The 25,937-nt window shown below is 50.2% G+C and carries 22 protein-coding genes; 12 read left to right on the top strand and 10 right to left on the bottom strand.

Translation table 11 applies throughout. The annotated features are described in order from the left end of the window. Positions 1-24: 24 nt before the first annotated feature. The 7 genes from leuS (at position 25) to H8S75_RS10620 (ending at position 8,020) form a co-directional block, all read left to right on the top strand. Positions 25-2,427, top strand: a complete 2,403-nt coding sequence (leuS, locus tag H8S75_RS10650; protein WP_187021442.1) for a leucine--tRNA ligase — start codon at positions 25-27, stop codon at positions 2,425-2,427. A 343-nt stretch (positions 2,428-2,770) separates the two neighbouring features. After that, entirely contained in the window at positions 2,771-3,847 is a 1,077-nt protein-coding gene (locus tag H8S75_RS10645) for an ABC transporter substrate-binding protein (protein ID WP_187021432.1), read from the top strand. 19 nt (positions 3,848-3,866) lie between these two features. Continuing rightward, positions 3,867-4,652 (top strand): ABC transporter permease, encoded by a 786-nt coding sequence (locus H8S75_RS10640; protein WP_187021430.1) that lies wholly within the window; start codon positions 3,867-3,869, stop codon positions 4,650-4,652. A 1-nt stretch (position 4,653) separates the two neighbouring features. Next, a complete protein-coding gene (locus H8S75_RS10635) occupies positions 4,654-5,451 on the top strand; it encodes an ABC transporter permease (RefSeq protein WP_187021428.1) in 798 nt (265 codons plus the stop codon). Then, positions 5,427-6,206, top strand: coding sequence for an ABC transporter ATP-binding protein (locus tag H8S75_RS10630; protein ID WP_187021426.1), 780 nt, complete (start codon positions 5,427-5,429; stop codon positions 6,204-6,206). The genes H8S75_RS10635 and H8S75_RS10630 overlap by 25 nt, the downstream gene beginning before the upstream one ends. Positions 6,207-6,217: 11 nt before the next feature. After that, on the top strand, positions 6,218-6,967 hold the full coding sequence (locus tag H8S75_RS10625; RefSeq protein WP_110325894.1) for an ABC transporter ATP-binding protein: 750 nt from the start codon (positions 6,218-6,220) through the stop codon (positions 6,965-6,967). Positions 6,968-7,189: 222 nt separating this feature from the next. Further along, positions 7,190-8,020: a MerR family transcriptional regulator gene (locus tag H8S75_RS10620; protein WP_187021424.1), complete on the top strand. Its 831-nt coding sequence runs from the start codon at positions 7,190-7,192 to the stop codon at positions 8,018-8,020. Between the two features lie 136 nt (positions 8,021-8,156). On the opposite strand, the gene H8S75_RS10615 is transcribed toward H8S75_RS10620, so the two are convergent. Next, a complete protein-coding gene (locus H8S75_RS10615; RefSeq protein WP_187021422.1) occupies positions 8,157-9,356 on the bottom strand; it encodes a coenzyme F420-0:L-glutamate ligase in 1,200 nt (399 codons plus the stop codon). A gap of 269 nt (positions 9,357-9,625) precedes the next feature. On the opposite strand from H8S75_RS10615, the gene H8S75_RS10610 reads away from it, so the two are divergent. Continuing rightward, entirely contained in the window at positions 9,626-11,323 is a 1,698-nt protein-coding gene (locus tag H8S75_RS10610) for an alpha-glucosidase (RefSeq protein WP_187021420.1), read from the top strand. A 179-nt stretch (positions 11,324-11,502) separates the two neighbouring features. On the opposite strand, the gene msrB is transcribed toward H8S75_RS10610, so the two are convergent. The 3 genes from msrB to H8S75_RS10595 form a co-directional block, all read right to left on the bottom strand. Next, positions 11,503-12,495 (bottom strand): peptide-methionine (R)-S-oxide reductase MsrB, encoded by a 993-nt coding sequence (gene msrB / locus H8S75_RS10605; protein WP_187021418.1) that lies wholly within the window; start codon positions 12,493-12,495, stop codon positions 11,503-11,505. Positions 12,496-12,614: 119 nt separating this feature from the next. Then, positions 12,615-13,070 (bottom strand): large-conductance mechanosensitive channel protein MscL, encoded by a 456-nt coding sequence (gene mscL, locus H8S75_RS10600; protein ID WP_055655536.1) that lies wholly within the window; start codon positions 13,068-13,070, stop codon positions 12,615-12,617. Positions 13,071-13,132: 62 nt separating this feature from the next. Then, the gene (locus tag H8S75_RS10595; RefSeq protein ID WP_187021408.1) at positions 13,133-13,927 is read right to left on the bottom strand and encodes a MerR family transcriptional regulator; all 795 of its coding nucleotides are present in this window, start codon (positions 13,925-13,927) and stop codon (positions 13,133-13,135) included. A gap of 207 nt (positions 13,928-14,134) precedes the next feature. Between H8S75_RS10595 and H8S75_RS10590 the strand changes: the two genes are divergently transcribed. After that, positions 14,135-15,430, top strand: a complete 1,296-nt coding sequence (locus H8S75_RS10590) for an FAD-dependent oxidoreductase (protein ID WP_187021406.1) — start codon at positions 14,135-14,137, stop codon at positions 15,428-15,430. A 141-nt stretch (positions 15,431-15,571) separates the two neighbouring features. Here H8S75_RS10590 and H8S75_RS10585 read toward each other — a convergent pair whose 3' ends face one another. From H8S75_RS10585 to H8S75_RS10575, 3 genes are all read right to left on the bottom strand, one after another. Next, positions 15,572-15,922, bottom strand: a complete 351-nt coding sequence (locus H8S75_RS10585) for a hypothetical protein (RefSeq protein ID WP_187021403.1) — start codon at positions 15,920-15,922, stop codon at positions 15,572-15,574. A 131-nt stretch (positions 15,923-16,053) separates the two neighbouring features. Further along, positions 16,054-17,904, bottom strand: a complete 1,851-nt coding sequence (gene asnB, locus H8S75_RS10580) for an asparagine synthase (glutamine-hydrolyzing) (RefSeq protein ID WP_187021401.1) — start codon at positions 17,902-17,904, stop codon at positions 16,054-16,056. An 86-nt stretch (positions 17,905-17,990) separates the two neighbouring features. Continuing rightward, positions 17,991-19,361: a citrate transporter gene (locus H8S75_RS10575; RefSeq protein ID WP_187021399.1), complete on the bottom strand. Its 1,371-nt coding sequence runs from the start codon at positions 19,359-19,361 to the stop codon at positions 17,991-17,993. Between the two features lie 139 nt (positions 19,362-19,500). Here H8S75_RS10575 and H8S75_RS10570 point away from each other — a divergent pair, with 139 nt between their 5' ends. After that, positions 19,501-21,357 (top strand): ATP-dependent nuclease, encoded by a 1,857-nt coding sequence (locus tag H8S75_RS10570; protein ID WP_187021397.1) that lies wholly within the window; start codon positions 19,501-19,503, stop codon positions 21,355-21,357. Positions 21,358-21,806: 449 nt separating this feature from the next. On the opposite strand, the gene H8S75_RS10565 is transcribed toward H8S75_RS10570, so the two are convergent. Continuing rightward, a complete protein-coding gene (locus H8S75_RS10565) occupies positions 21,807-22,607 on the bottom strand; it encodes a MerR family transcriptional regulator (protein WP_187021395.1) in 801 nt (266 codons plus the stop codon). Between the two features lie 314 nt (positions 22,608-22,921). Here H8S75_RS10565 and H8S75_RS10560 point away from each other — a divergent pair, with 314 nt between their 5' ends. Both H8S75_RS10560 and H8S75_RS10555 read left to right on the top strand, forming a co-directional pair. Further along, entirely contained in the window at positions 22,922-23,860 is a 939-nt protein-coding gene (locus H8S75_RS10560; protein ID WP_243270238.1) for a helix-turn-helix transcriptional regulator, read from the top strand. Further along, complete coding sequence (locus tag H8S75_RS10555) at positions 23,857-24,453, top strand: uracil-DNA glycosylase family protein (RefSeq protein ID WP_187021393.1); 597 nt, start codon at positions 23,857-23,859, stop codon at positions 24,451-24,453. The genes H8S75_RS10560 and H8S75_RS10555 overlap by 4 nt, the downstream gene beginning before the upstream one ends. 175 nt (positions 24,454-24,628) lie before the next feature. Here H8S75_RS10555 and H8S75_RS10550 read toward each other — a convergent pair whose 3' ends face one another. Both H8S75_RS10550 and H8S75_RS10545 read right to left on the bottom strand, forming a co-directional pair. Beyond that, positions 24,629-25,198, bottom strand: a complete 570-nt coding sequence (locus tag H8S75_RS10550; protein WP_002600410.1) for a GNAT family N-acetyltransferase — start codon at positions 25,196-25,198, stop codon at positions 24,629-24,631. A 12-nt stretch (positions 25,199-25,210) separates the two neighbouring features. Beyond that, positions 25,211-25,687, bottom strand: a complete 477-nt coding sequence (locus tag H8S75_RS10545; RefSeq protein WP_187021391.1) for an SAM-dependent methyltransferase — start codon at positions 25,685-25,687, stop codon at positions 25,211-25,213. Positions 25,688-25,937 lie beyond the last annotated feature (250 nt).

Genomic DNA, 25,937 nt, shown 5'->3' with positions numbered 1-25,937 from the left:
TCAGCAAAAAAATGGAGGCAGATTATGAAGCACGATTTTAAAAAGATAGAACCCAAATGGCAGAAAAAATGGGACGAGGCCGGTATCTTTCAGGCTGTGGACAACGATGAGAGGCCGAAATTTTACGGTCTGGTAGAATTTCCGTACCCGAGCGGAGCCGGTATGCATGTCGGCCACATCAAGGCGTACTCAAGCCTGGAAGTCATTTCGAGAAAGCGCAGGATGGAGGGATATAACGTCTTATTCCCAATTGGATTCGACGCCTTTGGACTCCCGACAGAGAACTACGCGATCAAGACAGGCGTGCACCCGAGAAAGATTACAGATGACAACATTGCCAGATTTTCCAATCAGCTGAAAAAAGTGGGATTCTCCTTCGACTGGTCGAGAGTTGTCGACACGACGGATGAAGATTATTATAAATGGACCCAGTGGATTTTCTTAAAGATGTTTGAAAAGGGCCTCGTGTTCCGTGACACGGCTCTTGTCAACTACTGTCCTTCCTGTAAGGTCGTTTTATCCAATGAGGACAGCCAGGGCGGAAAGTGCGATATATGCCACAGCGACATCGTTCAGAAGTCTAAATCGGTGTGGTTCTTAAGAATCACGGAGTACGCGGACAAGCTCTTAAATGGCCTGGATACCGTGGATTACCTGCCGAATATCAAGCAGCAGCAGGTAAACTGGATCGGCAAGTCGGAAGGCGCATTCGTGGATTTCAGCCTTGCAGACAAGGACGAATCCTTCCGCATCTATACGACACGTCCGGACACGCTGTTTGGCGTCACCTTCATGGTCATTGCGCCGGAGCATCCGATGATCGACAAGTACGCGGATGAGATCGCCAATATGGAGGCGATTAAGGCGTACAGAGAAGAGTGTGCGAAGAAGACGGAGTTCGAGCGTACCCAGCTGGTAAAAGAGAAGACGGGAGTCTGTATCGATGGACTAAACGCGGTTCATCCGCTGACCGGCAAGAAGATTCCGATCTATATTGCGGACTATGTTATGATGGGATACGGCACCGGTGCGATTATGGCTGTACCGGCCCATGACGACCGTGACTATGAATTTGCCAGGAAGTTCGGCATCGACATCGTGCAGGTAATCGAGGGCGGCGATATTACCGAGGCCGCGTACGCCGGCGACGGCAAGATGATCAATTCCGATTTCTTAAATGGCCTGACGAATAAAAAGGACTCCATCGCCCGCATGGTGAAGGAGCTGGAGAAGCTGGGTGTCGGTGAAGCCGGTGTTCAGTATAAGATGAAGGACTGGGCGTTTAACCGTCAGAGATACTGGGGAGAGCCTATTCCGATCGTTCACTGCCCTGACTGCGGCGTCGTTCCGGTTCCTTATGAGGAACTGCCGCTCTGCCTGCCGAAGGTGGATAATTTCGAGCCGGGTCAGGAGGGAGAGTCGCCGCTTGCCGGAATCGAATCCTTCGTAAACTGCACCTGCCCGAAATGTAAGGGAGCCGCGAAGCGTGAGACGGATACCATGCCTCAGTGGGCCGGATCTTCCTGGTACTTCTTAAGATATATCGACCCTCATAATCAGGAAGCGCTGGCTGATCCTGAGAAATTAAAATACTGGATGCCTGTTGACTGGTACAACGGAGGCATGGAGCACGTAACACGCCATATGATCTATTCCCGTTTCTGGCACCATTTCCTGTACGATATGGGAGTGGTGAACACGGAAGAGCCTTATGCGAAGCGTACCGCTCAGGGCCTGATCCTCGGTCCGGATGGGGACAAGATGAGCAAATCCAAGGGCAATGTCGTGGATCCGCTGGACGTTGTGGAAGAGTTCGGTGCGGACGTTCTGCGAACGTATGTCCTGTTCATGGGCGATTACGGCGCGGCCACACCGTGGAGCGACAGCTCCGTAAAGGGCTGTAAGCGTTTCCTGGAGCGTGTTGCCGGACTGTGTGAGATGGCCAGCGGAGAGGGCGTGACACCGGAACTGGAGACCGCGTTCCACAAGACGATTAAGAAGGTGTCGAACGACCTGGAGGAAATGAAGTTTAACACAGCGATAGCTGCACTCATGGGCCTGCTGAACGACATTTATGCGAAGGGGCAGATCACCAAGGACGAGCTTATCATCTATATCAAGCTGTTATGCCCGATCGCTCCGCATGTGTGCGAGGAGATCTGGGAAAGCCTGGGCGGAACGGGATTCCTCTCCATGGCGAAATGGCCGGTATACGACGAGGCAAAGACCATGGATTCAACCGTGGAAGTCGGCGTGCAGGTGAACGGAAAGCTCAGAAGCGTGGTGGCACTGCCTGCGAACTGTGATAAGGAAGAGGCATTTGCCATTGCGGTGAAGGACGAGAAGATTGTGCCGCTGCTGGAAGGAAAGACGATAGTTAAAGAGATTTACGTTCCTAACAAGATCGTGAATCTGGTTGTGAAATAAATAAAAGTAATATCCATTCACAGAAAAACGGGTAAAGAATGTCATTCTCTTTACCCGTTTTTCTGTGCCTCGCGTAAAAAGTCAAAATATAGAAACAAAAGTAAGAATTTAAAAAGTGATTTTCGGTCCGTATGCTCGTTTGATCTGAAATGCAAAAGAAAAGTAAAATAATAGAAAAATCAGCCCCTGGCAGCCGGGCTATAATGGGCTCATAAGAGGAAAACACGGATAACTTATGAGTTGGTTGCGGCAAGTCGAGTGTTCATGTGTTTTCCAATTGACAGTAAGGACCTATTATAACGAGTCGCTGTACTAAGCTCGTGAAATACCAGGAGGAATCGATATGAGACAATGGAAAAAAGTATTACGTTCAACTATGGCCCTCGGCCTTGCACTTGCACTGACAGCCTGTGGAAGCGCGGGCAGCAGCCAGAGCAGCACTGCTGGAGGAAAGGATGCAAAGGTGGAGGCGTCAGGGGATCTGCCAGTGCTTCGTGTGGCAATGATGCCGTTTATCACAAGTCTTCCGACAGAGTACATCAGGAAAAATAAGCTGGACGAAAAGGCCGGATTTAAAATGGATACCATCATGTTTGCAACAGGTGCTCCCATGAATGAGGCGCTGGCCGCCGACTTGTGGGATGTGGGCTCCATGGGCGCCGCGGCCGTCACCGGTGTGGCAAACTATGACATGATGATTATCGGGGAAGTCCTGGAGTCGACAGACGGCCTGGGAGTCTTCGTAAAACCGGATTCACCGGCAGCGCAGGAAAAAGGCTACAATCCATCGTATCCCAATGTCCTTGGAAGCCCGGAGACGGTGAAGGGAATGACGATTCTTCTTCCGATCGGCACGGCTCAGCATTTTACCACATTAAAATGGCTGGAAAAACTGGGACTGGGTATCACCGATGTGAATATTGTAAATATGGATACGGCACAGGCCTACCAGGCACTTTTAGCAAACCAGTGTGACGCGGTAGCCTTAAATGTACCGACGTTCTTTGAAGCCGTGAATGACGGCATGGTACAGGTAGGAAATCTCGCCGATTTAGGAACCCGCTACGTGGACATGGTTGTAGGCAATCGAAAAGCAGTGGAAGGAAAATCGGAGCTGGTTCAGAAATATATGGACTGTGTTGTGGAAGCCTGCAAGGCGTTAAATGAAGATCCCGACATGGCGGCTGATCTGATGGTGGATTTCTTAAAGGATGCGGGAGCAGAGGCCAGCAGGGAGAGCTGTGTCAGCGACTTGGGACGTGTGCAGTTTATCACCGCGGCTGACTGGAAAGACCGTACTTTAGGCAATTTCGCAAGGGAACTGGGAGAATTCTACATAGGCTTAGGACAGCTGGAACCGGAGCTGATGGACAAGTTTGACAGCAACATCGATCCGGAGTTTGTCAAAGGGGTAAATTAGAGAAAGTGAGGGAACGCAGATGAAAGAAATTGCTGCAAAGTATAAGTACCGGATTCTGTCGGTGTGCTCGGTTATCACCGTCCTGTTTATCTGGGAAATGGCAACCGATATTCTGCATCTGATTTCTCCCATGATGCTTCCAAGCCCGGCAAAGGTACTGGACACGTTTATCTACAAGCTGACAGGAGGGGTCAATCCAGATGGAGCGACCCTTCTCCAGCATATCGCGGCCAGTATGAAGATTGCTCTTGGAGGATACGTGGTGGGAGTGTTGATCGGAGTGCCGCTGGGAATTGCCATGGCCTGGAGCCGTAAATTCGAGATGTTTGCCAAACCGCTGTTCGATGTAATCCGGCCGATTCCGGCGCTTGCGTGGATTCCGCTGATGATTCTCTGGCTGGGAATCGGTTACTGGTCAAAGGTAGGAATTATCTTTTTTGCGGCGTTTATCAGCGCAACCATTAACTCCTACGCCGGAATCAAGAGAACGAGCCAGGTTCATTTATGGGTAGCCAGGACGTTCGGTGCATCCAACAGACAGATGCTGTTTAAGGTTGCAATACCGACGGCTCTTCCCATGATTTTTACCGGCTTAAGGCTGGCACTCGGTTCTTCCTGGGTAGCTCTGGTGGCAGCTGAGCTCTTAGCAGCGACGAGAGGGTTAGGCTACATGATTCAGGTGGCAAGAATGCTGGGACGCCCCGATGTCATCATCGTGGGAATGATCACCATCGGTGTGATTGGTTATCTGCTTTCCTTTATCCTGGAAAAGCTGCAGAATAAATTCGTCAAGGGAGGAAAATAGAATGGAAAGCGCATCCAACCGTTTTTTAAAGAAAAATATGGCCGCCGTCATGACGGTTGTGGCATTTGCATCCCTGCTTATCGTATGGGAAGCCGTGGCCCGGTTTACCAATGCAAAGATGTTTCTCCCTCCTGCATCGGAAATTCTGTGGAAATTCTTCGAGAGCTTTACGGTACCAATCGGAAGGCATACCATGCTGGTGCATATCGGCGTAAGCCTCTACCGCGTAGGTGTTGCATTCTTCTTTGCGACAATTGCCGGCATTGCGTTAGGCGTGTCCATGGGGTATTCGAAAACTGTGGAAGCCATCATCAAACCAATCTTTGAATTTATCCGCCCCATTCCGCCTCTGGCATGGATTCCCATGTCCATCCTGTGGTTCGGACTGGGCGATCAGAGTAAGTTTTTCATCATTTTCCTGGGCTGCTTCTGCTTCATTACGGTCAATACGTATGACGGAACGAAAAATGTGGACTCTGTCCTTTTAGGAGCCGCCAGAATGCTGGGAGCCTCGGAACGTCAGGTATTCTTCCGGGTAGTTCTGCCCTCGTCGATTCCTTACATTTTCGCAGGACTTCAGATCGCCATCACGGCAGGCTGGTCGGCCGTCGTCGGTGCGGAAATGGTGCGTTCGGATGAGGGCGTTGGCTGGCTCATCGTCATGGGAATGACAAACGGAAACACCGTTCAGATCATGGTAGGAATGCTGGCCATCGGCATTGTTGGATACGTTCTGGCAACGGCCATGGCAAAACTGGAAGGGAGGTTGTGCATATGGAATCAGCAGCAGGGACTGTAAATGAGGTGCTTCGGTGCGGCCACGTTTCTAAGGAGTTTGACAGCTACGATGGCTCCGGAAAGAACCACGTGCTGAGGGATGTTGACTTTTCTGTCCGTGAAAATGAATTCCTGGTGCTTTTCGGACCGGGACAGTGCGGGAAGACTACACTGCTCAATATTCTGGCAGGCCTCGACACCCCTACCTCCGGTGAGGTCATCGATCACGGCAAAAAAGTGGAAAAACCGGCGCCGGAACGCGGCGTTGTGTACCAGAAGACGGCGCTCTTTCCGTGGCTTACCGTTATGGGAAATGTAGAGTTTGGACCCAGGGTGCGTGGCTTAAGCAAGGACGAGCGGAAAAGAAAAGCGGACCATTATATCGACCTGGTTGGATTAAAGGGATTTGAAAAGAGCTATCCCTCCCAATTGTCCGGAGGCATGCGTCAGCGTGTTGGAATTGCCAGGGCCTACAGCAACAATCCCGACCTGATGCTCATGGATGAGCCCTTCGGCCATCTCGATGCTCAGACCCGTTATATGATGGAAGAAGAGCTGCAGAGGATCTGGCAGAAGGAAAAGCGCACGGTTATCTTTGTCACAAATAACATCGAGGAGGCCTTATTTCTGGCAGACCGGATTATTCTGATGACAAACTGTCCATCCACCATTAAGAAGGAATACATCATCGATATGCCGCATCCGAGAAGCTACGTGGACCCTGAATTTCTCCGCCTCCGCCAGGAGATTACGGAAAATATGGATAAATCGCTGTAAAGGAGGCGCTCATGGAAGAAAAAAGGGAAACAAAAGTAAAGGTAATGAATTTGACGAAGAAGTTCGATGATCTCCTCGTGCTGGATCATATCTCTTTCGATGTGAAGAAAGGGGAGTTCCTGTGTATTGTCGGTCCTACCGGCTGTGGCAAGACGACTTTTTTAAACAGCCTGACGAAGCTTTACCAGCCAACAAGCGGAGAGATCCTGATTAACAATGAGCCTGTGGATTTGAACAAACACAGCGTCGCATACATTTTTCAGGAGTATTCCACCATGCCATGGCTGACGGTGGAGGAGAATGTGCGGTTTGGTCTGGAGATTAAGCACACGGATCAGGAAACCACGGACCGAAAGGTAAACGAGTATTTAGAGGTGGTAGGCCTTACAAAATACCGGAAGTACTATCCGGATCAGCTCTCTGCCAGCATGCTGCAGAGGGTGGTAATCGCCAGGGCGTTTGCCACGGAGCCGGAGCTGCTGCTGATGGATGAGCCGTACGGACAGCTGGATATCGAACTGAGATTCAAGCTGGAGGACGAACTCTTAAATCTCTGGAAGAGGAACGGGACTACGGTTATCTTTATTACCCATAATATTGAAGAGGCGGTTTATTTAGGGGAGCGTATTCTGGTGCTTACCAATAAGCCTACCAGTATTAAGAAAGAGATTCGAAATGATCTGCCGAGGCCGCGGGATATTGCGGCGAAGGATTTTGTGGATTTGAGAAATGAAGTGACGGATCTGATTAAGTGGTGGTAAATTCTAAAGGTGCATACCGGAGGAAGTATCTGCCGGAAGATCTGGCAGTCTGCTTAAAGAAACGCTGAGAGAAATAGGACGCCCGGAGAGGGCCGGGCCTCCTGCTGCTCTCAGCGTTTCTTTCTTTTCTGGCGGGACCTCTGAAATGTAGAATTTCATTTTTCTATTGACATTAAACCTTGTTGAACCCTTATAATGAGGGAAAGAAGGAGGCGAAAGACAATGACGATTAAGGATATGGAGCGGCAGGTGGGAGTTACGAAGGCGAACATCCGCTTTTACGAAAAAGAAGGGCTTTTGTCACCGGCACGCGGTGAGAATAATTACCGGGAATATACTGAGGAAGACAGGGAGGTGCTGGAGAAAATCAAGTATCTCCGGATGCTGGGAGTCACGGTTTCCGATATCCGGCAGTTTCAGCAGGGGAAGCGGTCTCTTTCACAGCTCCTTAAGGAGCGGGAATACCAGCTGAAAGAGGAGGAGGCCGCATTGAACCGGATGAAACTGGTGTGCCTGGAATTAAAGAAGAGGGACTGGGATTTTCAGACGCTCGATACGGGACTATTTGATCTGCAGATGAAGGTTTTAGAGAGGAGAGGTGCGGAACGTATGAAGAAAGACAGAACAGAACCTGTGATAAAGCTGAGACGGATCGTCTGGTTTTTTGCCATGTGCGGAATCGCGTCGCTGGTATTTTTCCCGGTGAACTCGGTCTTAAGAATACCGGTTTCCGAGACAGTCATAACCGTCTGGACACTGTCCGTCACTGTGCTGGCTCTGGCGGCCTCTGTATTGCAGGCTGCAGCAGCCGGACATGGGGAGGAGGAGACAGAAAAGAGAAAGCGGGGAGAGATGCTGGTGAAGCGCGCCGAAAACAGACGCCTGCGGTATGAAAAACAGATCGTGGGATTGAATCAGATCTGTCTCGCCAGCCTCTTCGTAATCCCATTCAACCGAATGCTGGAAATCCAATGGCCATTGTGGCTGACGGCCATCTGGTTCGTGCTTGTCTTTGGATCGGCCATAGCGGTAGTGGTGGTGAAAAATATATGAGCGAGGGGTGCTGGAAAGGAACCAGGTGCTTTTAATGAGCCGGCAGCAAAAAGGAACCGGCGTCCGCCAATATACATTGGCCGGACGCCGGTTCCTTTTTATTCCCGAGAGCATCGAGCTGGACGGACAAGCTTCCTTACTTCGTGTAATTATCAAAATATCCCTGAATGAAGATAATCGGTGTTCCCTTATCTCCGGAACCGGAGGTTAAGTCACATAAGGAACCGATTAAATCCGTTAAACGTCTTGGGGTGGTACCCTGGGAAGCCATATCGCCCACCAGATTGTCATCCTTTGTACGGATTCTCTCAGAGATGGCCTTCTTTAACTCCTCACCGCTTAAATCGGCGAAATCGTTATCCGCCAGGTATTTTAACTTAAGCTCGTTGGGCTGTCCTTCCAGACCTTCCGTGTAAGCCGGTGAAACGACCGGATCAGCAAGTTCCCAGATTTTTCCGACCGGATCCTTGAATGCGCCGTCGCCGTAGATCATCACTTCCACGTGCTTGCCGGTGCGCTCCATCATCATCTGATGAACTCTGTCAACGAATGGCTGGCAGTCGCGCGGGAACAGCTTGACAGTCTCTTCCGTTGCCTTGTTGGAACCGAGGAGTCCGTAGTTCTCATTGTATCCGCTTCCGTCGATGGACGCGGTCATGATGTCATCGAGACAGCAGACCTTTTTTGCTCCTGCAGCCAGAAGACGGCGTTTGCTTCTCGCTCTGGTGTGGATGTCACAGCAGATCACGTTGTCCGTATACTTTAAGATGGTGCGGCAGTCATTGGCCAGAACGACCTCGACCTCTGCGCCCTGCTCTTTGATCACGTCCTTGTAGTACTCGATATAGTCAACACCGGTGAAGGTGTGCTTTTTATAGCCGAACAGCTCTCTGTATTTCTCTTCGCTCAGCACATCAGTCCATGGATTCACGCCCTTTGCATCCAGCTCATCCTCGTCGATTAAGTGGTTGCCGACTTCATCGGAAGGATAGGAGAGCATAAGCACGACCTTTTTCACGCCGCGGGCAATTCCCTTTAAGCAGATGGCGAAACGGTTACGGCTTAAAATCGGGAAAATAACTCCGACTGCCTCATCACCGAATTTCTCCTTTACATCCGCTGCGATGTTGTCGATGCTGGCGTAATTGCCCTGCGCTCTTGCAACGACGGCCTCCGTAACGGCAACGATATCTTTATCCTGAATCTCAAAGCCGTAGCGGCTGCTGGCGGCAGCATCTATAACGGAATCTACAACGATTTTTGCAAGGTCATCTCCTTCACGAATAATCGGTGCACGTACGCCTCTTGAAATTGTCCCTATCAAACGTTCTTCCATAGTCATCATTTCTCCTTATCATTATCTTTCGCATTTTCCCCTGTTTAGAAAAAGACTGCCTATCTATTATAAAAGAAAAATCATAAATATACAAACGTTTTTTAGCAAAATACGGCATTTTTTGTACTTTCTCCGGCCTGAAGCACGGTTTTGCAGTGGCGCGGCAGAGAAGACAGCAGAATTGTGTTAGAATTGGGAAGTATACTGCAAGAAATGTCAGACGCTCCGTATTATAATGACAATACATTTGAGACAACAGGAGGAAGACCATGGAAAGAAAATGGTGGCATGAGAAAATAGCCTATCAGATTTATCCCAAGAGCTTTAACGACGGCAATGGGGATGGAATCGGTGATTTGAGAGGAATTATAGAGAAACTCGATTATTTGAAGGAACTGGGTATTGATATTGTATGGATATCGCCGATCTACCAGTCTCCCTTTGTGGACCAGGGGTACGATATTTCCGATTATTATAAGATTGCCCCGGAGTTTGGCACCATGGAGGAGTTCGATGAGCTTCTGGCCGAGGCGAAGAAGAGAGGGATTGAGATCGTTATGGACCTGGTGATCAACCACTGCTCCGACCAGCATGAATGGTTTCAGAAGGCGCTTGCCGATCCATACGGCGAGTACGCGGACTATTTTTACTTTGAAAAGGGCAGGGACGGCGGCGCTCCCAGCAATTACCGGTCTTATTTCGGAGGAAGCGTCTGGGAGCCGGTTCCAGGCACCGACCTCTACTATCTGCACCTGTTTGCAAAGGAACAGCCGGATTTAAACTGGAATAATCCGAAGATGAAGGAAGAACTGTTTGCCATGATCCGCTGGTGGCTGGAAAAAGGGGTGGCCGGATTCCGGATCGACGCCATCATCAATATTAAAAAGGATCCGAATTTCCCGGATTTCCCGGCAGACGGTCCCGACGGGCTGGCTTCCTGCACCAAAATGGTGGAAGAGGTCGAGGGGGTCGGCGAGCTGCTGGAGGAGCTGCGGCAGAAGGCCTTCGATCCGTATCAGGCATTTACGGTTGCGGAAGTATTTAATATGAGGGAAGAGGAACTGAAGGAATTTGTGGGAGAAAATGGTCACTTTTCGACGATGTTCGATTTCTCTGCTCATCTGCTGACGGGAGGGGAACACGGCTGGTACGACGCAAAGCCAGTCAAATTCTCCGAATGGAAGAAGACCGTAATCGAATCCCAGCTGGAGGTTCAGAACGTGGGTTTTCTAGCCAATATCATCGAAAATCACGATGAGCCCCGCGGCGCGTCCACGTATCTGCCGGAGTATGCGATGAATCCCAGAGGCATCAAGATGCTGGCGGCTGTTAATATCCTTCTTCGCGGCCTTCCGTTTCTCTATCAGGGACAGGAGATCGGAATGAGAAACTGCCCCATGGATTCCATAGAAGATTACGACGATATCAACACGAAGGACCAGTACCGGACGGCTCTGGAGGCTGGCTGTACAGAGGAAGAGGCACTTGACGCCTGTATCCGTTACAGCCGCGACAACGCGAGGACACCGATGCAGTGGAGCCATGGGAAGGAAGCCGGATTTACGACGGGAAAGCCCTGGCTGAAGGTGAATCCCAATTATACGGAGATCAACGTGGAGGACCAGTTAAAAGACGAGGATTCAGTCCTTCATTTCTATAAAAAGCTGATTGCCCTTAGAAAATCGGAAGCGTACCGGGAGACGCTGATCTTTGGCAGATTCGTCCCGGCATTTGAGGCGGACGAGGATGTCTTTGCTTTCTATCGGGAAAGCGAGAGCGGAGAGCGGATATTTATCGCCGCCAATTTCGGAAAAGAAGAGAAGAGGTTTAAGCTTCCGGAGAAGAATTACACGGTTCTCCTGACGAATGATGACAGTGCTCCGGAGGGGACACTCAGTACCCTGGAGAATGACGGCACACTTTGTCTGAAGAGCTGCGGAGCAGTCGTTTTGCGGGAAGAAGCATAGTTTACCGGGAGCACCTGTTTCCGACCGTCCGAATTATGGAGGCCGGGCTGGTGCTCCCGGTTCTTTTCTTTATGCATACATGATTCTAATCGTTTTAAGTTCGGTTACCTAGTACAGCGTTGCGCAAGTTCCAGTGAATTCTGCACTCGCTATTGACGCCAGGGGCATCTCTGATGGTCTCAGACGAGATCCATATAATCCCGGTAGCCCTCTTTTTCCATCTCCTCATACGGAATGAAGCGAAGCGCCGCGCTGTTGATACAGTACCGCAGTCCGCCCCTGTCGATGGGGCCGTCGTCGAAGACATGGCCCAGGTGGCTGTCTCCCGCCCGGCTTCGGACTTCCGTCCGTTCCATGTGATGGCTTTGATCTTTGAGCTCCTGTACCGAAAGGGATTTGACGGGTCTCGAGAAGCTGGGCCAGCCGCATCCGGAGTCAAACTTATCAGAGGAGGAGAAGAGAGGTTCCCCCGTAACGATGTCCACGTACAGTCCGCGCTCGAAATGATTGAAATACTCATTCCGATAGGGGTGTTCTGTCGCCTGATTCTGTGTAACCTCAAATTGAAGCGGCGTCAGCCTGCTTTTCAGCTCTTCCGGAGAGGGGACCGTATAGCTGCGCTTTTTTCCAGGGCTTTCGACGGAATCGTGATCCCTGCGAAGCCGTTCCTCCTCGTTAAATACATCCGCTTTTCTGACGTCAATATGGCAGTAGCCGCCCGGATTCTTCTTTAAATAATCCTGATGATACTGCTCCGCGGGATAGAAATTTTCAAGCGGAAGCACCTCAGTTACGACCGGGACGGTATATTTTCTTTGCTGTCTGGAAATGGCGGCTAAGATGGGTTCCCGGTCCGCCGGATCTTCGTAATAGATTCCGGTGCGGTACTGGGTTCCGCGGTCGTTTCCCTGCCGGTTTAAGATGGTAGGGTCGATGACTGCGAAATAAGCCTCCAGCAGAGTCGAAAGCTCCGTTTCCTCCGGCCGGTAAATGAGTTTAACCGTCTCCGCGGCGCCGGTAGTGCCGGTGCAGACCTGTTCGTAAGTGGGATATTCCACCAGGCTGTTTCCGTATCCGACCTCTGTTTCGCAGACGCCGTCCAGTCTGGACATGTATTCTTCCATGCCCCAGAAACAACCGCCTGCCAGGTAAATGGTTTTATGCTGATTCAAATCGGCAGCCTCCTTTCCGATGCTGTTTCTTACGATTCCCTGATCGGGCAGTCTTTATTCCCGCGAGCAACGAGCCAAACGGACACGCTGGCGCGTCCATTTGACTCTTGCAGGCAATACTACTCGGCATTCTGCTGTGCTTTCAACAGATCGCGGATTTCCGCCAGCAGTTCTTCCTGTGTCGGACCAGCCGGTGCAGCTTCTTCCTTTTTTTCTTCCTCGTGACGGAGACGGGAACTGATCATGGCTACCGCTTTGATCATAAAGAACATACAGGCGCCGATAATCAGGAAATCCAGAATATTCTGAAAGAAAAGCCCGTAGCGGACGGCAGCTTCGGCCTTAATAATTTCGCCTGCCGCATCTTTTACAGCCGGGCTGAGAACAATTTTAAAGGTATCGAAATCAGCGCCTCCCGTGACTGCGCCCAAAAGCGGCATCAGAATATCATTTACCAGAGAGGTAACGATCTTACTGAACGCCCCGCCTATGATAACGCCGACCGCCATATCGATGATATTCCCTTTCAGAATAAACGCCTTGAATTCCTGCATGACTCCCTTTCCCTTACTCATGATTAAATCCTCCTTCTCTTTCGTGGAAAATCATCTGAGGAAAGGACGCCGGTTCGCGGCTGTTACTCCTTTAACGGCAGATACAGTTCGATGTAATAAACCGGCTGGCTGACGTCGGCCTCCTCCGACACAGCTGTCTGCATCTCATCGACCGCGCAGCTCAGCAGAAATCCGCCGTAGGCCGTACCTTCCAGCTTATATCCCTGATCTCTGGCCCAGCAGACCGCCTTCATGATGGAACGGGTGTCCGGAATGCGGCTGGCGGATGCGATAACCGTATAGACGCACCGCTCATGCTGAATAAAGAGGCGGCCGGATAACTGTTCCTCCAGTCCGATGATGGCAGCGGTATCTGCGGCGAATAAGTAGTATTCATCTACCTGGCCCGGCATGCCTTCCCTGAGTTGATATTCCTGATAGATATAGCATAAATCATGAACGGCCAGCTTGTCAATGAGACTCTCATCAACCTTATAATAGCGGCGGAGCGGACGTATGTCATAATCATTTAAAAAATCGTCAATATTCTTATAAAGCTGAGTAAGATACTTTAGATGGATTAAAGAACGCCGGTGCCGTTCCACCTCCCGTTCTTCCTCTGCTATTTTTTCCTGAATCATGGTATAATAAGAACCAAAGGAACTCTGATGAAGAATTCGGTTGATATCCTCAATGCTGAAGTTCAGCCTCCGGTAGAACATGATGTCGAGAAGCTTTCTCATATCCTCATAGCTGTAGCACCGGTAGCCGTTTTCCAGCTTCTGCGGAGTGATAATGCCTTTTTTTTCATAAAAACGGAGCGAGTCGCGGCTGATGCCCAGTCTTTTCGACACGTCTCCAATCGTATACTGCTTCATAATATGATCCCTTCTTCCATACCCTGATATTTTAGCACAAACAACACGGGAGGGGACCTTACAGTTTTCTGTCTACGTTTACAAAATTTTAACGAAGTTGTTCTTGTAAAAGGAAGACAAATGTGATATTATTGCAATAATAGTAATTAATACTGATTTTGACAAATATAGGAAATGATAATATGAGAGTCGGAAAGGGGTATTCACATGGGTGAAACAAAAAAGAAACTGGTAAAATGTCTGGTATGCGGCGCGGTATTTGAAGATGGGGTAAGCGTATGTCCCGTATGCGGAGTGGGACCGGAGAACTTCGTCCCGTTTACGGAGGAGGAAAAGTCCTTCCACAGAGACACGGAAGAGATATTTCTGATTCTGGGAGGCGGCGCGGCGGGGTTAAACGCGGCAGAGGCCATACGAGAAAGGAATTCCACAGCCTCTATCGTGATGGCGACGAACGAGGAGATACTGCCCTACAGCCGCCCCATGCTGACGAAATCCATGCTGGGAGAGAACAACAGGGAACAGCTTCTGGTTCACGACGCACCGTGGTATGAGGAGAACCGGATTTTAACCCTGACAGGAAAGACGGCGGAGAAGATCGATCCGGAGGCCAGAGAAGTGACCTTTTCGGATGGAATCCGCTTAAAATATGACAAACTGGTTTATGCCCTGGGTTCGGAATGCTTTATTCCACCAATTCCAGGTCATGAGAAGCCGCAGGTTATAGCGATCCGGAGAATCACCGATACGGAAAAAGCAGGCGCCCTTCTTTCTCAGACGAAGCACGCCGTGGTAATCGGCGGTGGTGTTCTGGGACTGGAAGCAGCCTGGGAACTGAAAAAGGCGGGCCTGGAGGTGACGGTTCTGGAACTGGCACCGCAGCTGATGGGCCGACAGCTGGATGCGGGAGCCGGTGAATTCCTGAAGGATCTGATTCAGAATGTAGGAATCGCCATCCATTTAAATGTGAAGATTGAAGCGATCGAGGGAGAGACGGATGTGACGGGAGTGCGCCTGGGCGACGGCACCGTGATTCCGGCTGAGTTGGTGGTAGTATCTGCCGGTGTCCGTGCAAATGTCGGTGTGGCAAAAGACGCGGGAGCGGAGATCGGAAGAGCCGTCAAGGTCAACGCATTTATGGAGACCACCATTCCGTCCGTATACGCATGCGGAGACTGCGCCGAGTATGAGGGAATCAACTATGCGATCTGGCCGCAGGCGGTGGAGATGGGCAGGACAGCGGGCGCCAATGCGGCCGGCGACGGCCTTGTTTACCACACCGTACCCGCAGCACTTACCTTTAACGGTATGGAAACTTCCCTTTTTGCCGTGGGCGACGTGGGAAAGAATTCCGAAATTGAGTATACGGTGAAGCACGAGGAAGACCCGGAAAAGAAGATATATAAGACCCGGTATTATGCGAATGGCAGATTGACCGGAGCGATTCTCATCGGTGATACAAAGGAGATGCAGAGCGTGACGGAGGAGATGGAGCAGGCGTAAAATATCTGAAATAGCATGGCAGGAAGTAATGAATTTTAAAATATCACTTAAATATAGTAATAGAAAACAGCGGCCACGTTTATCGTGTGCCGCTGTTTTACTGTTACTTGTTTGCCGTTACCAGTTTTACCGTTATTTGCTCTACTGTTTTCCGCGAAGTGCCTGAAGCGTATTCTGGATTTCTCCGAGAAGTGCGGTTTTGTCAGTCGGTACGGAAGCGATCATCTGCTGAATACGGCTTACGCAGTGATCGTTGCCGACCTTTGCGAGAGATTTAAGTGCAGCCACTTTCACTTCATCTTCGGGTGAGTCGAGGAGTGCCATCAATACATTGCTGGAATCGTCGCCCACGGCTGAAGCACATGCTTCTGCTAAATGTACCTTTGTCTCTGAATCAGAATTTAAATAACTTTTCTTAATCTTATCCCATTTGCCCTTCTGAACCAGTTTTTCTAATGCTTCTGTTGTTGCTCCTTTTGATGAACCAAACATATTATTCCCCTTTTCTAAGTGTAAAAACGTCTAAAAATATTATAACATGAATATTTCATTTTACAATACAATTTGTCGGAAAATAATCACCAAAATTATTAAATGTATATAAAGTGTGCGCGGCCAGATCCTTAAACCAGGGAAATCTTATAGGTCTTCATCCAGTAATCGATCTGAAGTATATAGGCCAGCATCTGCGGACCGGCCATCAGCTGGCCGTACCATGGTTTTCCGTAATCGGAGGGATTTTTAAGAAACGTCTCCAGCTTTTTTCTGTCCAGAAACTGCATGACAGGCGAGGACGAATCGTTCATGATTTCGAGGACACGGCTGGTGAGGAGTTTTTCGTAATTCGTGTCGTAAGTCTTCGGATAGGGCGATTTCCTGCGGAACAGGATATCGTCGGGCAGAAGGCCTTTCCCGGACTGACGCAGAAGGTTTTTGACCAGGCCATCCCTCGTCTTCATGTCCCAGGGTACATTCCAGACGTATTCCATGATCCGGTGGTCGGCAAACGGCACCCTGGCTTCCAGGCTTGAATACATGCTGGCGCGGTCCATGCGGTTTAAAAGGGTCTGCATGAACCAGCGAAGATTTAAGTAAGAGATTTCCCGGCGGCGCGCCTCTGTGGGCGAGTCTTCGGACAGGGTGGGAGTCTCTGCGACAGACCGCTCATACGTTTCTTTGACGTATTCGTCCATCTGCAGGTAATCGAGAAAATCATCTTTCAGAAGGATTTTTCTCGCTTCTAAGTTCATCGTCCACGGGAAGGTGTGGGCTCGGAAGCATTCCTCCTTGTGGAACCAGGGATAGCCGCCGAATATTTCATCGGCGCATTCGCCGGTCAGGGCTACTTTGTTATGCTCCTTGACCAGAGAGCAGAAATGCAGCATGGACGAATCGATGTCTCCCATGGCAGGCAGATCGTGGGCCAGTACCGAATCACAGAGTCGGTCGGCCTGATCAGTGTTGCCGCACTCCAGATAGTGGTGGTCGGAGTCCAGAAACTCCACCATCCGGTCCACAAACGGGCGGTCCTGGGAGGGCTGGAAGGAATTGGCCTTGAAATACTTATCATTGTTCACAAAATCAAAGGAAAACGTGGTCAGTTTTTTTCCCTGCTTTTTAAGCTCCGCGGCACAGACGGCGGAAACCAGGCTGGAATCTACTCCCCCGGAGAGGAAGGTACAGATGGGAACATCGGAGACCATCTGGCGTTTGATAGAGTCCTGAACGAGAAAGGCCGTCTTCTCAATGGTCTTTTCGTAGCTGTCCTCATGAGGAAGGCTTACTAATTTCCAGTAACAGTGGGAAGAGACGCCCTCGGGGGAACAGATGAGAAAATGGCCGGGGAGAACCTCCTCCATACCGGCAAATACACCACAGCCATAAGTTCTGGCGGGACCGATGGAGAAGACCTCGTTCAGTCCCTTACGGTCCAGTTCCGGTCGGATGCCGGGAACGGACAGGATTCCTTTCAGTTCCGATGCGAACAGAATCTCGTCGCCGCGAACCGTGTAGAAGAGAGGCTTTACACCCGCACGGTCACGGAACAGGATGACACGGTCGTGTAAGGCATCGTAAAAGGCGATAGCGAAGATGCCGTTCAGCCGCTTGACAAAGTCGGGGCCGTATTCGATACATCCGGTGAGAATCACCTCCGTGTCACTGGTGGTGGCGAAGGAGTGTCCCTGCGCGCGCAGTTCCGTCCGCAGCTCCTCCGTGTTATAAAGCTCCCCGTTGTAGGCGATGGAATATATGCGGCCTCCGGCTTCCTTTTCCATGGGCTGATGTCCGCTGACTAGGTCTATGATGGACAGACGGGCGTGGGAGAGACCGGTATGTCTGCTCAGGTAAACGCCGGAATCGTCGGGGCCGCGGTGCCTTTGCACCGCGGCCATGTCTTTTAAGATATCCCGGTAACGGGCCTTCTCTTCTAAGTAATTGCGATGCGGGTTATAAAAGCCTGCAATTCCACACATGGCAGATTCCTCCATTTCATTAAGATGCGTGATTCAAAAAGTGCAATTTGATAAAGCGTGATTCAAGATACGTATTACTGTTACTGCTACAGCAGAAGGCAGCCGGTTAAAAAGGCAAAGAGAAAGCCGATTAAGACCGGCGGAAGATTCTTACGGGCCAGGTCTAAGGGGCTGACGTTGCAGATGGCGGCCACGGGGATAAGTCCCCAGGGAACGATGGTACCGCCTCCCACGAAGATTGCGGTAAGCTGCCCGAGAGAAGCCAGCACTGGCACCGAAGCGCCGACGGCGGTGCCGAAGGTGTGTGCCAGGGAGCCTGTCAAGGGAAGGCCGGAGAAACCGGAACCGTCGAGACCGGTCAGACTGCCTACGACCATCTGGATAAAGGCTGCCATATATTTGTTTAAGGGCGTATTGTGAGCCAGCCAGACGGCCCAGTCATTCATGATGCCGCTCTGATACTGATCGCCCATGATCGTGGTAATGCCGCTGCCGCCAAGGAAAAAGAATGCGCCGATGATAATAACGGGGGCGAAGATCTTGATGGCGAAGAGGAAACCGCTTGTCACGTAATCGGTCACCTTTTCCAGCGACTGTCTGCCAAATCCGGCGACTGCGCCGGCACACATCACCAGTACGGCGGTACCGGAAACCATGCTGGTGGCGTCTCCGCCCTTTAAGTCAAAGGCCAGCATCAGAAGAATATCGGCGAGAAAGGCCGTGGGAGTGAGGACCGCGATGGCGATGGCCGCTTTCGTCACTTTCTTCCGCTCCTCAGGCAGGTCCTCTGCGGACACGGTCTCTGTGGCTGCCATACTCTTACGGTTTAAAAGATATGCGGCGGTTACGGTGACAATGCCCATGACCCAGAAAACAGGACGGCCCTGGGTGAGAATATCGGAAGTGGAAATTCCGGCGGCACCGGCGGAAATTGCAGGCGCACCCTGGATGACGAAATCATAGCTTAAAGCGATTCCGTGACCGAAAAGGTTCATAGCCATGGCCGCGGCGAGCGGTTTTAAACCGGCCTTGACTGCAAATGGCAGCATAATCGCGCCGACTAAGGCCACGGAAGGTGACGGCCAGAGGAAGAGGGAGAAGAGCAGCATGGTGATTCCGAGAATCCACCATGTGACGGAGGGGGTCTTCATGATTTTCGACATGGGGACCATCATCAGGTAGTCGCTGCCTAAGTCTTTTAAGCATTTGGACAGAGCCGTTACCAGGGCGATGGTGGCTATGACTTCCATGAATTCTTTCGCGGCGAACAGAATAGAATTAAACACGGTCATGATTCCGCCTGTTATGGAACCAAGACCGATGGTTCCGAGGAGAAATAGAAAGCCGATACAGACGGCGGGGGTGTCTTTTCGCAGGACCATGACAGCGAGAATTACAAGAACACCGATTAGATAAACATAGTGCAGAGGGGTCAGCACTACGGCATAATCGAACATAAGAACCACTCCTGAATTTAGAATATAATCCATAGTATGAAGCGCGGGAAGAGCCAGTGCTCAATAGTTGCGAAAATTTCAGCGGAAGCTTGAAATTTGCCCTGGCATCTCCTATACTTAAACCTAAAGGAGAACACATATGCAGATCACATCAGTCCACATCAGGAATTTTAAATCCATCCGTGAGATGGAGATTCATGGTATCGAAAATGCCCTGATTCTGGTGGGAAAGAACAACACGGGGAAGACCTCAGTGCTGGATGCCATCCGTGCGGTGGCCGGTTCTTACCAGATACGGGAGAACGACTTTAATGAAAGAAAACAGAATATTGAGATATCCATCACCCTGAATTTTACAGAGGAAGATCTTCATATGTTCCACCGGGCGGGAATCGTGAGCCAGTACAAGCGGTATGACGCATGGCGCAGGGATTTCTGTGCAAAGCTGCCGTCGTATGAGAAGGAAGCCCTGTCATTTACATTTGTGGTAAACTGGAAGGGGGAGTCCCGCTTTTTCGATGGATATAAGAAGAACAACCGGTATATCCAGGAGGTATTTCCCAGGATTTATTATATCGATACCGAGCGTCAGCTAAAACAGTTTCAGGATGATCTGTTCATGTTCCAGGAGGATGAGCAGCTGATCAGACTGCGCGCCCACGTCTGCATGTTCGATGCGGCAAAGGAGTGCAACCAGTGTTTCAAATGCATCGGTCTGATCAATCAGAAAAAACCGGAAGAATTGAAGCTTTACGAGACGTCCAAGCTTCTGGAATATAAGATGTATCAGCTTAATTTAAAAGAGTTTACGGAGAAGGTCAACGCTAATTACAGAAAGAACGGCGGATTCGAGGAAATCAAGTTCACCTTGAACTGCAATCCGGATGAGATGTTTCATGTGACGGCGGAGACGTACCACGAAGAGCACGGGCGGCTGAACCCCATCGAAAATCTAAGCGGGGGCATGAAGAGCATCTATATGCTGTCGCTGCTTCAGACGTACACGGACGATGAGAAGAGGATCCCCAGTGTGATCATTGTGGAAGATCCCGAGATTTTCCTTCATCCTCATTTGCAGAAGATATCCAGTGAGATCCTGTACCAGCTGTCGAAGAAGAATCAGGTGATTTTCACGACCCATTCGCCGAATATGCTGTTTAACTTCACCAGCCGCCAGATCCGTCAGGTGGTCCTGGACGAGGAAGACTATTCCGTGGTGCGCAAACGCACGGATATCGACGCCATTTTAGACGATCTCGGTTATGGGGCCAACGATTTCCTGAACGTGAGCTTCGTCTTTATCGTGGAAGGAAAACAGGATAAGAGCCGGCTGCCGCTGCTGCTGGAGAAGTATTATTCGGAGATTCACGATGCTAACGGCAATCTGTCCCGGATTTCGATTATCACCACCAACAGCTGTACCAATATCAAGACGTACGCCAACTTAAAATACATGAATCAGGTGTATTTGCGTGATCAGTTTCTGATGATCCGCGACGGCGACGGAAAGAACCCGGAGGAACTGGCGGGCCAGCTCTGCCGGTACTACGACGAGCGGAGCCTGGAGGATGTCGATAAGCTGCCGAAGGTCACGAGGAGAAATGTGCTGATTCTCAAGTACTATTCCTTTGAAAATTACTTCTTAAATCCAAAGATTATGGCAGAGCTTGGAATTGTGAAGAGCGAGGAGGCATTCTATGAGACGCTCTTTTCCAAATGGCAGGAGTATTTATACCGCCTGCAGTCAGGCCGCCATCTGACAGAGGTTCTGGGAGGGACACTCTCATCTGTGGAAGAACTGAAGGCGCATATGGAAGAGTTTAAGATCTATATGAGAGGCCACAACCTCTATGATATCTTCTATGGCCCGTATAAGAAACGGGAGACGGAGATTCTGAGAAAGTACATGGAGCTGGCGCCGAGAGAGGATTTCAAGGACATATTGGAGGCCATCGACCGGTTTGTCTATTTTGACAGCAGGAAAGTGGACGCTTAAGGCACGAGGCCCGGCCGCCATGGAAATGAGAACTGACAACCGATAAAAGTTAGGAAAAGAGAGGTGAGATGGCATGTTAATCGCTCAGTTTTTACCCCTGATCTCAATTATTTTTACTGCTGTGCTGCAGTTGGCAAAATTGGCTGCACTGATCTGTTTTATTCTGTGCTGTATTAAATATTTGAAAAAATAAGCTAGTATGACCCATACTAAATGCCTTGCTGGTTCGGTGAGGATGATTTTTCGAGAGCGCAGACGCAAAAACGCAGGCGTAGTGGGGCTACGCTGAGGCTTTTGCGTCTGTGCTATCGGAAAATCAGACCAGCGAAGCAGTAAGGTATTTGGTGTGGGTTATACTAGAATATAAGAGCCGCTGGACAGAAGAAAGCGGGCCGGAAAATCCTGTCATATTTTCCGGCCCGCATTTTTATATTGATGATGGAATTGGACTACGCTTTTTCTACCGGAAACAGGATCGCTGTCTCCAGTTCTTCCGCAGAAGAGACCGTATTCTCATCCTTTAGATACCGCTCAATGCTGATTCCGGTAAGCTGGTATTCCGGATGCTGGTCCAGATATTGACAGATCGCCTGATACCCGATGTGTACCTCCTCCAGCGGCCCCTGATGGATCGCGGTGACACAGAGGGATTCCGGCAGAAGCTTCGTGTCCGGATGAGCTTCCGCTACCTGAAGCTGTGCTTCCACCTCCATCCTGTCTTCGTTGAATTCATTTCCCATGTAGACCAGCTGACAGGGACCCGCGCGGTGCAGGCCGCGTTCCTTTGCCTGTGTCATGAGGTCAGAGATGAGGCCGTGAATGTCCTGGGCCTTGACGGCAATGGTGCGTTTAACGGAGAAGACGCGCTGCTCCGGTGTGTTCATGACAATGACGTGATAGTTCCGATTCATGGTTATGCCCTCCTTAAAATGGGAGATATCCCGTTCCATGCAGGTGAGCGTCTCCGTCAGACTGGCCGCCTGCTCTTTTACGCGCTCGTACTGAAGCAGAATCTGGATATTTAACTCTGCCTCCGTAAGCGTCAGCAGCCGTTTGATTTCGGCCAGTGAGAAGCCGTATCGCTTCAGCTTCTCGATTCGCTGAAATGTGGGGATCTGGCTGCTGTCATAGTAGCGGTACCCGTTCTGTTCGTCCGTGGCGGCCGGATGCAGCAGGCCGATGCGGTCGTAATGGCGCAGCATCCTTGCGGAAATGCAGCAGAATTTTGAAAATTCTCCAATGGTAAACATAGGAACCTCCCAAAAGTGAAATGGTGTTGTGCTGATATTGCGTTGTCAGGTGTAGAACCGGTTCTGATTGTATTGTACACCTTCCCACTGTGATAAGGTCAAGAGGTAATTTTTCTTAATCCGCGGTGTGTCCGTTCTGCCCCGGCAGAACGGACACACCGCGGATTAAGAAAAATCTTGAATTTAGAAAAGATAAAAAGCAAAAGATAAAAAGCAAAAGATAAAAAACAAAAGATAAAAGCAAAAGATAAAATAATTAATTAAAAGTGTACAGTTATAATATTGCTGACATAGCATGTCAGGTTTTGTCTGATATGATGAAAAACGAGGTGATAGCAATGATAGAGAGCCGGCTGTTCAAAATTATTTACCATCTGATGGAAAAGGGACAGGCCACTGCACCGGAGCTGGCGGAGAAGTTTGAGGTGTCGGTGCGGACGATTTACCGGGATATTGATAGGATCAGCGGGGCGGGGGTGCCTGTCTATTCGGTGGCGGGGCGAAGCGGGGGAATTCGTTTGCTGGACCGATTTGTGCTGGAGAGATCGCTGCTTTCGGAAGAGGAGATGAGGGATATTCTGTTCGGCCTGCAGAGTCTGGCGGCGGTTCAGAATTCTGATATGGAGACGGTCTTATCGAAACTGAGGGCTGCGTTTCAGATGGCGGATACGAGCTGGATCGAAGTGGATGTTTCCCGCTGGGGAAGCGACCCGGAGAGGGAACGGATGGATTTTAACGTGCTGAAACAGGCGGTTATGGCGAGACGGCAGATCCATTTTAAGTACTATGGCTCCAATGGAATAGCCAGTGAACGAGACTGCCATCCGTACAGGCTGATCTATAAGGACAAGGCGTGGTATCTGTATGCGTGGTGCCTGGTCAGAGAAGATTTCCGGCTGTTCCGTTTATCGCGGATCAAGGAGATTGTGCTGACGGGGATCCTGTTTGATCGCATACCGGAAGGAACAGAGCCGGATCTGACACGATGGGAGAAGGAAAGAGAGCCTGTCTCTGTGGTTCTGCGTTTCCCGAAGGAAGCGGCCTCCAGAGTATATGACGTGTTCGATGACCGGGTGGTTACGGAATGTGACGGGGAACTTACTGTCCGGGCGGTTATGCCGGACAATGAGTGGCTGTACGGCTTCCTGATGTCCTTTGGAGATAAAGTTACCGTATTGAGTCCGCTTTCTTTGAAGCGAGAGGTGGAAAAGAGACTGAAGTCTGCACTGCATCACTATGAGGAGAAACGATGAATATCAGAGAAGAAATGGAAAAAAGAAATAGTAATCAAGAGGCGTTTGTATTTCAGGATTTAGAGGTGAAGCCCGAGCAAATCCGGGCGGTTTTGATTAATGAAGTGGTGCCATCAAACCCGGCTGATGACTTTTACGGCGGTGACGGGGCGGCCTATTTATCGACGGCAATTCCGCTGTTTCAGAAGGCCGGAGCACAGGTGAACAATGCGGGAGAACTGCTGGAGCAGGGTATTTACCTTACAAATGCAGTGAAAATGCCGAAGACGGCCCCGGCCATTGAGAGAAGCACCATCGAAAAAAGTCTGCCGTATCTGGAGTGGGAGCTGTCTCTCTTTCCCCATGTGAAAGTAATCATGCTGATGGGTGATGTGGCGAAAAAGGCCTTTAACATGATAAGCAAAAAGGCCGCTGGGAAAAATGTGATTCCGTCGGTGTCCACCTATAAGATACGAAAGAGTGAAATATGGTATCAGGGTATCCGGATTATGCCTTCCTACATTATGACCGGGCAAAATATTTTAATTGAAAAGTCGAAGGCCGAAATGGCGGCTGAAGATATTTCCGTCATGCTTTCCATAATCAAAGAATAGAATATGCCTGCATCATACCGCACCGCGGAGTTGAATCGCGGAGGTATGACGCAGGCATTGTTTGTTTGACAGGAAAGCCCGTACTGTTAATTGCTGCAATCCACGCCCTAAGGGGATATGGCTGCTGAAACGGCCATGCCCCGGCGCGCGAGTCCGGTAATCTGTTTAGATCGGGTTACGCCTGACTGGCGTGTTCCGGGAGAAGGTCTGTTTTCAGCAGACCGTATAAATAGTAGTCGCACCAGGAAGAGACCATTTTTCCCTGCCGGATGCAGCCCTCCCGTGTGAAGCCGGCTTTTTCCAGCGTTTTGCAGGAGGCGGTGTTTCTTACGTCCACATCGGTCCAGAGCCTCTGAAGCTCCGTGCGAGTGAAGCAGAAATCCACCACGCTTTTCAGGGCTTCCGTCATGAGGCCATTTCCCTGACAGGCAGGCGAGAGTCGGTAGGAGACCTTGGCCATCCGGTCGTTCTCGATTAAGTAGACCCAGAATTCCCCAATTACCTTATTGTCTTTCTTGTTCGCGATGCCCCAGTGGAAGCTTTTCGTTGGTTTCTGATTGGCGGCTGTGAACAGCAGTTCCGGGTTTAAATCGTGTCTGCCGGGCCGCTTTCCCCAATAGAGGTACAGGCCGGGATCGCTCAGCCACTCCCGCAAATCGTCAGTATCCTCCGGCCTGAGCTCCCTTAAAATCAGCCGTTCTGTTTCAAGAACCGGTTTTTTGATCAGATAGTCTTTTAAACTCATGGCCGCCACCTCTCAGAATGTAAATACGCCAGACCAGTCGAAATCAGCCGATTCCTCCAGGCTTTTTGGCCAGGAAGCGCACCAGTCGGGCACACAGGGCTGTGCCACCCGGTCGAGGCTGGGAGTATAGGGCTTCAAGTCGATGACCGGTGTGTTGTCACGTGCGTCGATATGGCTGAGTCCGATGATGCCGGCCGCCGGATCGATTCGAAGAATCTGCGCCGTTGAGAGCGCGACAGGGTTAGGGCGTTCCGGGGAGCGGGTGGCAAAGGTGCCCAGCGTCGCCGGCGAATTGCGGTAGGGAGAGCTGACCTTAAGCACACCGCGGGAAGCTTCATTGTCACAGGCGTCGAACCACCAGAAGATCTGAATATGGCTGAAGCCATCCAGTCCCTCCAGGGCGGAACGATAAGGCTTTTCCAATAAAATGAGTGGCATTTCATTCTGAAATACAACTTTGCCGACAGGCTTTACTATGAGATTGTTCATGCTTTTTTGTCCTTTTTCGTTTTATTACGGCGCCGTTATCTTAATTGTAGCAAGTGTTTTTTATACTTCAACCCCTTTTCAAAAAATATATAAAATTCACAGAACAGAGGCAATTTTTCCAGTGCCGTGAACCAATGTCATTTAGTTTATGAGGGTCAACAGAGACTATTCATTGTCAGATAGTTGCGTAACAGGCTTAAGAGAGGGTATAAACAGTTTCCTATGCGGGACATGCAGAGAATAGAAGGAA

Origin of the sequence: Hungatella hominis, assembly GCF_014288005.1 — a bacterium.
Taxonomy (GTDB): Bacteria; Bacillota; Clostridia; order Lachnospirales; family Lachnospiraceae; genus Hungatella; species Hungatella effluvii.
The sequence above is the reverse complement of the archived record's forward strand: the minus strand, read 5'-3'. Positions and strand labels throughout refer to the sequence as shown.

What these genes read in the sequence shown, in the direction of transcription:
- leuS (WP_187021442.1), top strand. Translation starts at nt 25, where the DNA reads ATGAAGCACGATTTTAAAAAGATAGAACCCAAATGGCAGAAAAAATGG.
- H8S75_RS10645 (WP_187021432.1), top strand. Translation starts at nt 2,771, where the DNA reads ATGAGACAATGGAAAAAAGTATTACGTTCAACTATGGCCCTCGGCCTT.
- H8S75_RS10640 (WP_187021430.1), top strand. Translation starts at nt 3,867, where the DNA reads ATGAAAGAAATTGCTGCAAAGTATAAGTACCGGATTCTGTCGGTGTGC.
- H8S75_RS10635 (WP_187021428.1), top strand. Translation starts at nt 4,654, where the DNA reads ATGGAAAGCGCATCCAACCGTTTTTTAAAGAAAAATATGGCCGCCGTC.
- H8S75_RS10630 (WP_187021426.1), top strand. Translation starts at nt 5,427, where the DNA reads ATGGAATCAGCAGCAGGGACTGTAAATGAGGTGCTTCGGTGCGGCCAC.
- H8S75_RS10625 (WP_110325894.1), top strand. Translation starts at nt 6,218, where the DNA reads ATGGAAGAAAAAAGGGAAACAAAAGTAAAGGTAATGAATTTGACGAAG.
- H8S75_RS10620 (WP_187021424.1), top strand. Translation starts at nt 7,190, where the DNA reads ATGACGATTAAGGATATGGAGCGGCAGGTGGGAGTTACGAAGGCGAAC.
- H8S75_RS10615 (WP_187021422.1), bottom strand. Translation starts at nt 9,356, where the DNA reads ATGGAAGAACGTTTGATAGGGACAATTTCAAGAGGCGTACGTGCACCG.
- H8S75_RS10610 (WP_187021420.1), top strand. Translation starts at nt 9,626, where the DNA reads ATGGAAAGAAAATGGTGGCATGAGAAAATAGCCTATCAGATTTATCCC.
- mscL (WP_055655536.1), bottom strand. Translation starts at nt 13,070, where the DNA reads ATGAGTAAGGGAAAGGGAGTCATGCAGGAATTCAAGGCGTTTATTCTG.
- H8S75_RS10595 (WP_187021408.1), bottom strand. Translation starts at nt 13,927, where the DNA reads ATGAAGCAGTATACGATTGGAGACGTGTCGAAAAGACTGGGCATCAGC.
- H8S75_RS10590 (WP_187021406.1), top strand. Translation starts at nt 14,135, where the DNA reads ATGGGTGAAACAAAAAAGAAACTGGTAAAATGTCTGGTATGCGGCGCG.
- H8S75_RS10585 (WP_187021403.1), bottom strand. Translation starts at nt 15,922, where the DNA reads ATGTTTGGTTCATCAAAAGGAGCAACAACAGAAGCATTAGAAAAACTG.
- asnB (WP_187021401.1), bottom strand. Translation starts at nt 17,904, where the DNA reads ATGTGTGGAATTGCAGGCTTTTATAACCCGCATCGCAATTACTTAGAA.
- H8S75_RS10575 (WP_187021399.1), bottom strand. Translation starts at nt 19,361, where the DNA reads ATGTTCGATTATGCCGTAGTGCTGACCCCTCTGCACTATGTTTATCTA.
- H8S75_RS10570 (WP_187021397.1), top strand. Translation starts at nt 19,501, where the DNA reads ATGCAGATCACATCAGTCCACATCAGGAATTTTAAATCCATCCGTGAG.
- H8S75_RS10565 (WP_187021395.1), bottom strand. Translation starts at nt 22,607, where the DNA reads ATGTTTACCATTGGAGAATTTTCAAAATTCTGCTGCATTTCCGCAAGG.
- H8S75_RS10560 (WP_243270238.1), top strand. Translation starts at nt 22,922, where the DNA reads ATGATGAAAAACGAGGTGATAGCAATGATAGAGAGCCGGCTGTTCAAA.
- H8S75_RS10555 (WP_187021393.1), top strand. Translation starts at nt 23,857, where the DNA reads ATGAATATCAGAGAAGAAATGGAAAAAAGAAATAGTAATCAAGAGGCG.
- H8S75_RS10550 (WP_002600410.1), bottom strand. Translation starts at nt 25,198, where the DNA reads ATGAGTTTAAAAGACTATCTGATCAAAAAACCGGTTCTTGAAACAGAA.
- H8S75_RS10545 (WP_187021391.1), bottom strand. Translation starts at nt 25,687, where the DNA reads ATGAACAATCTCATAGTAAAGCCTGTCGGCAAAGTTGTATTTCAGAAT.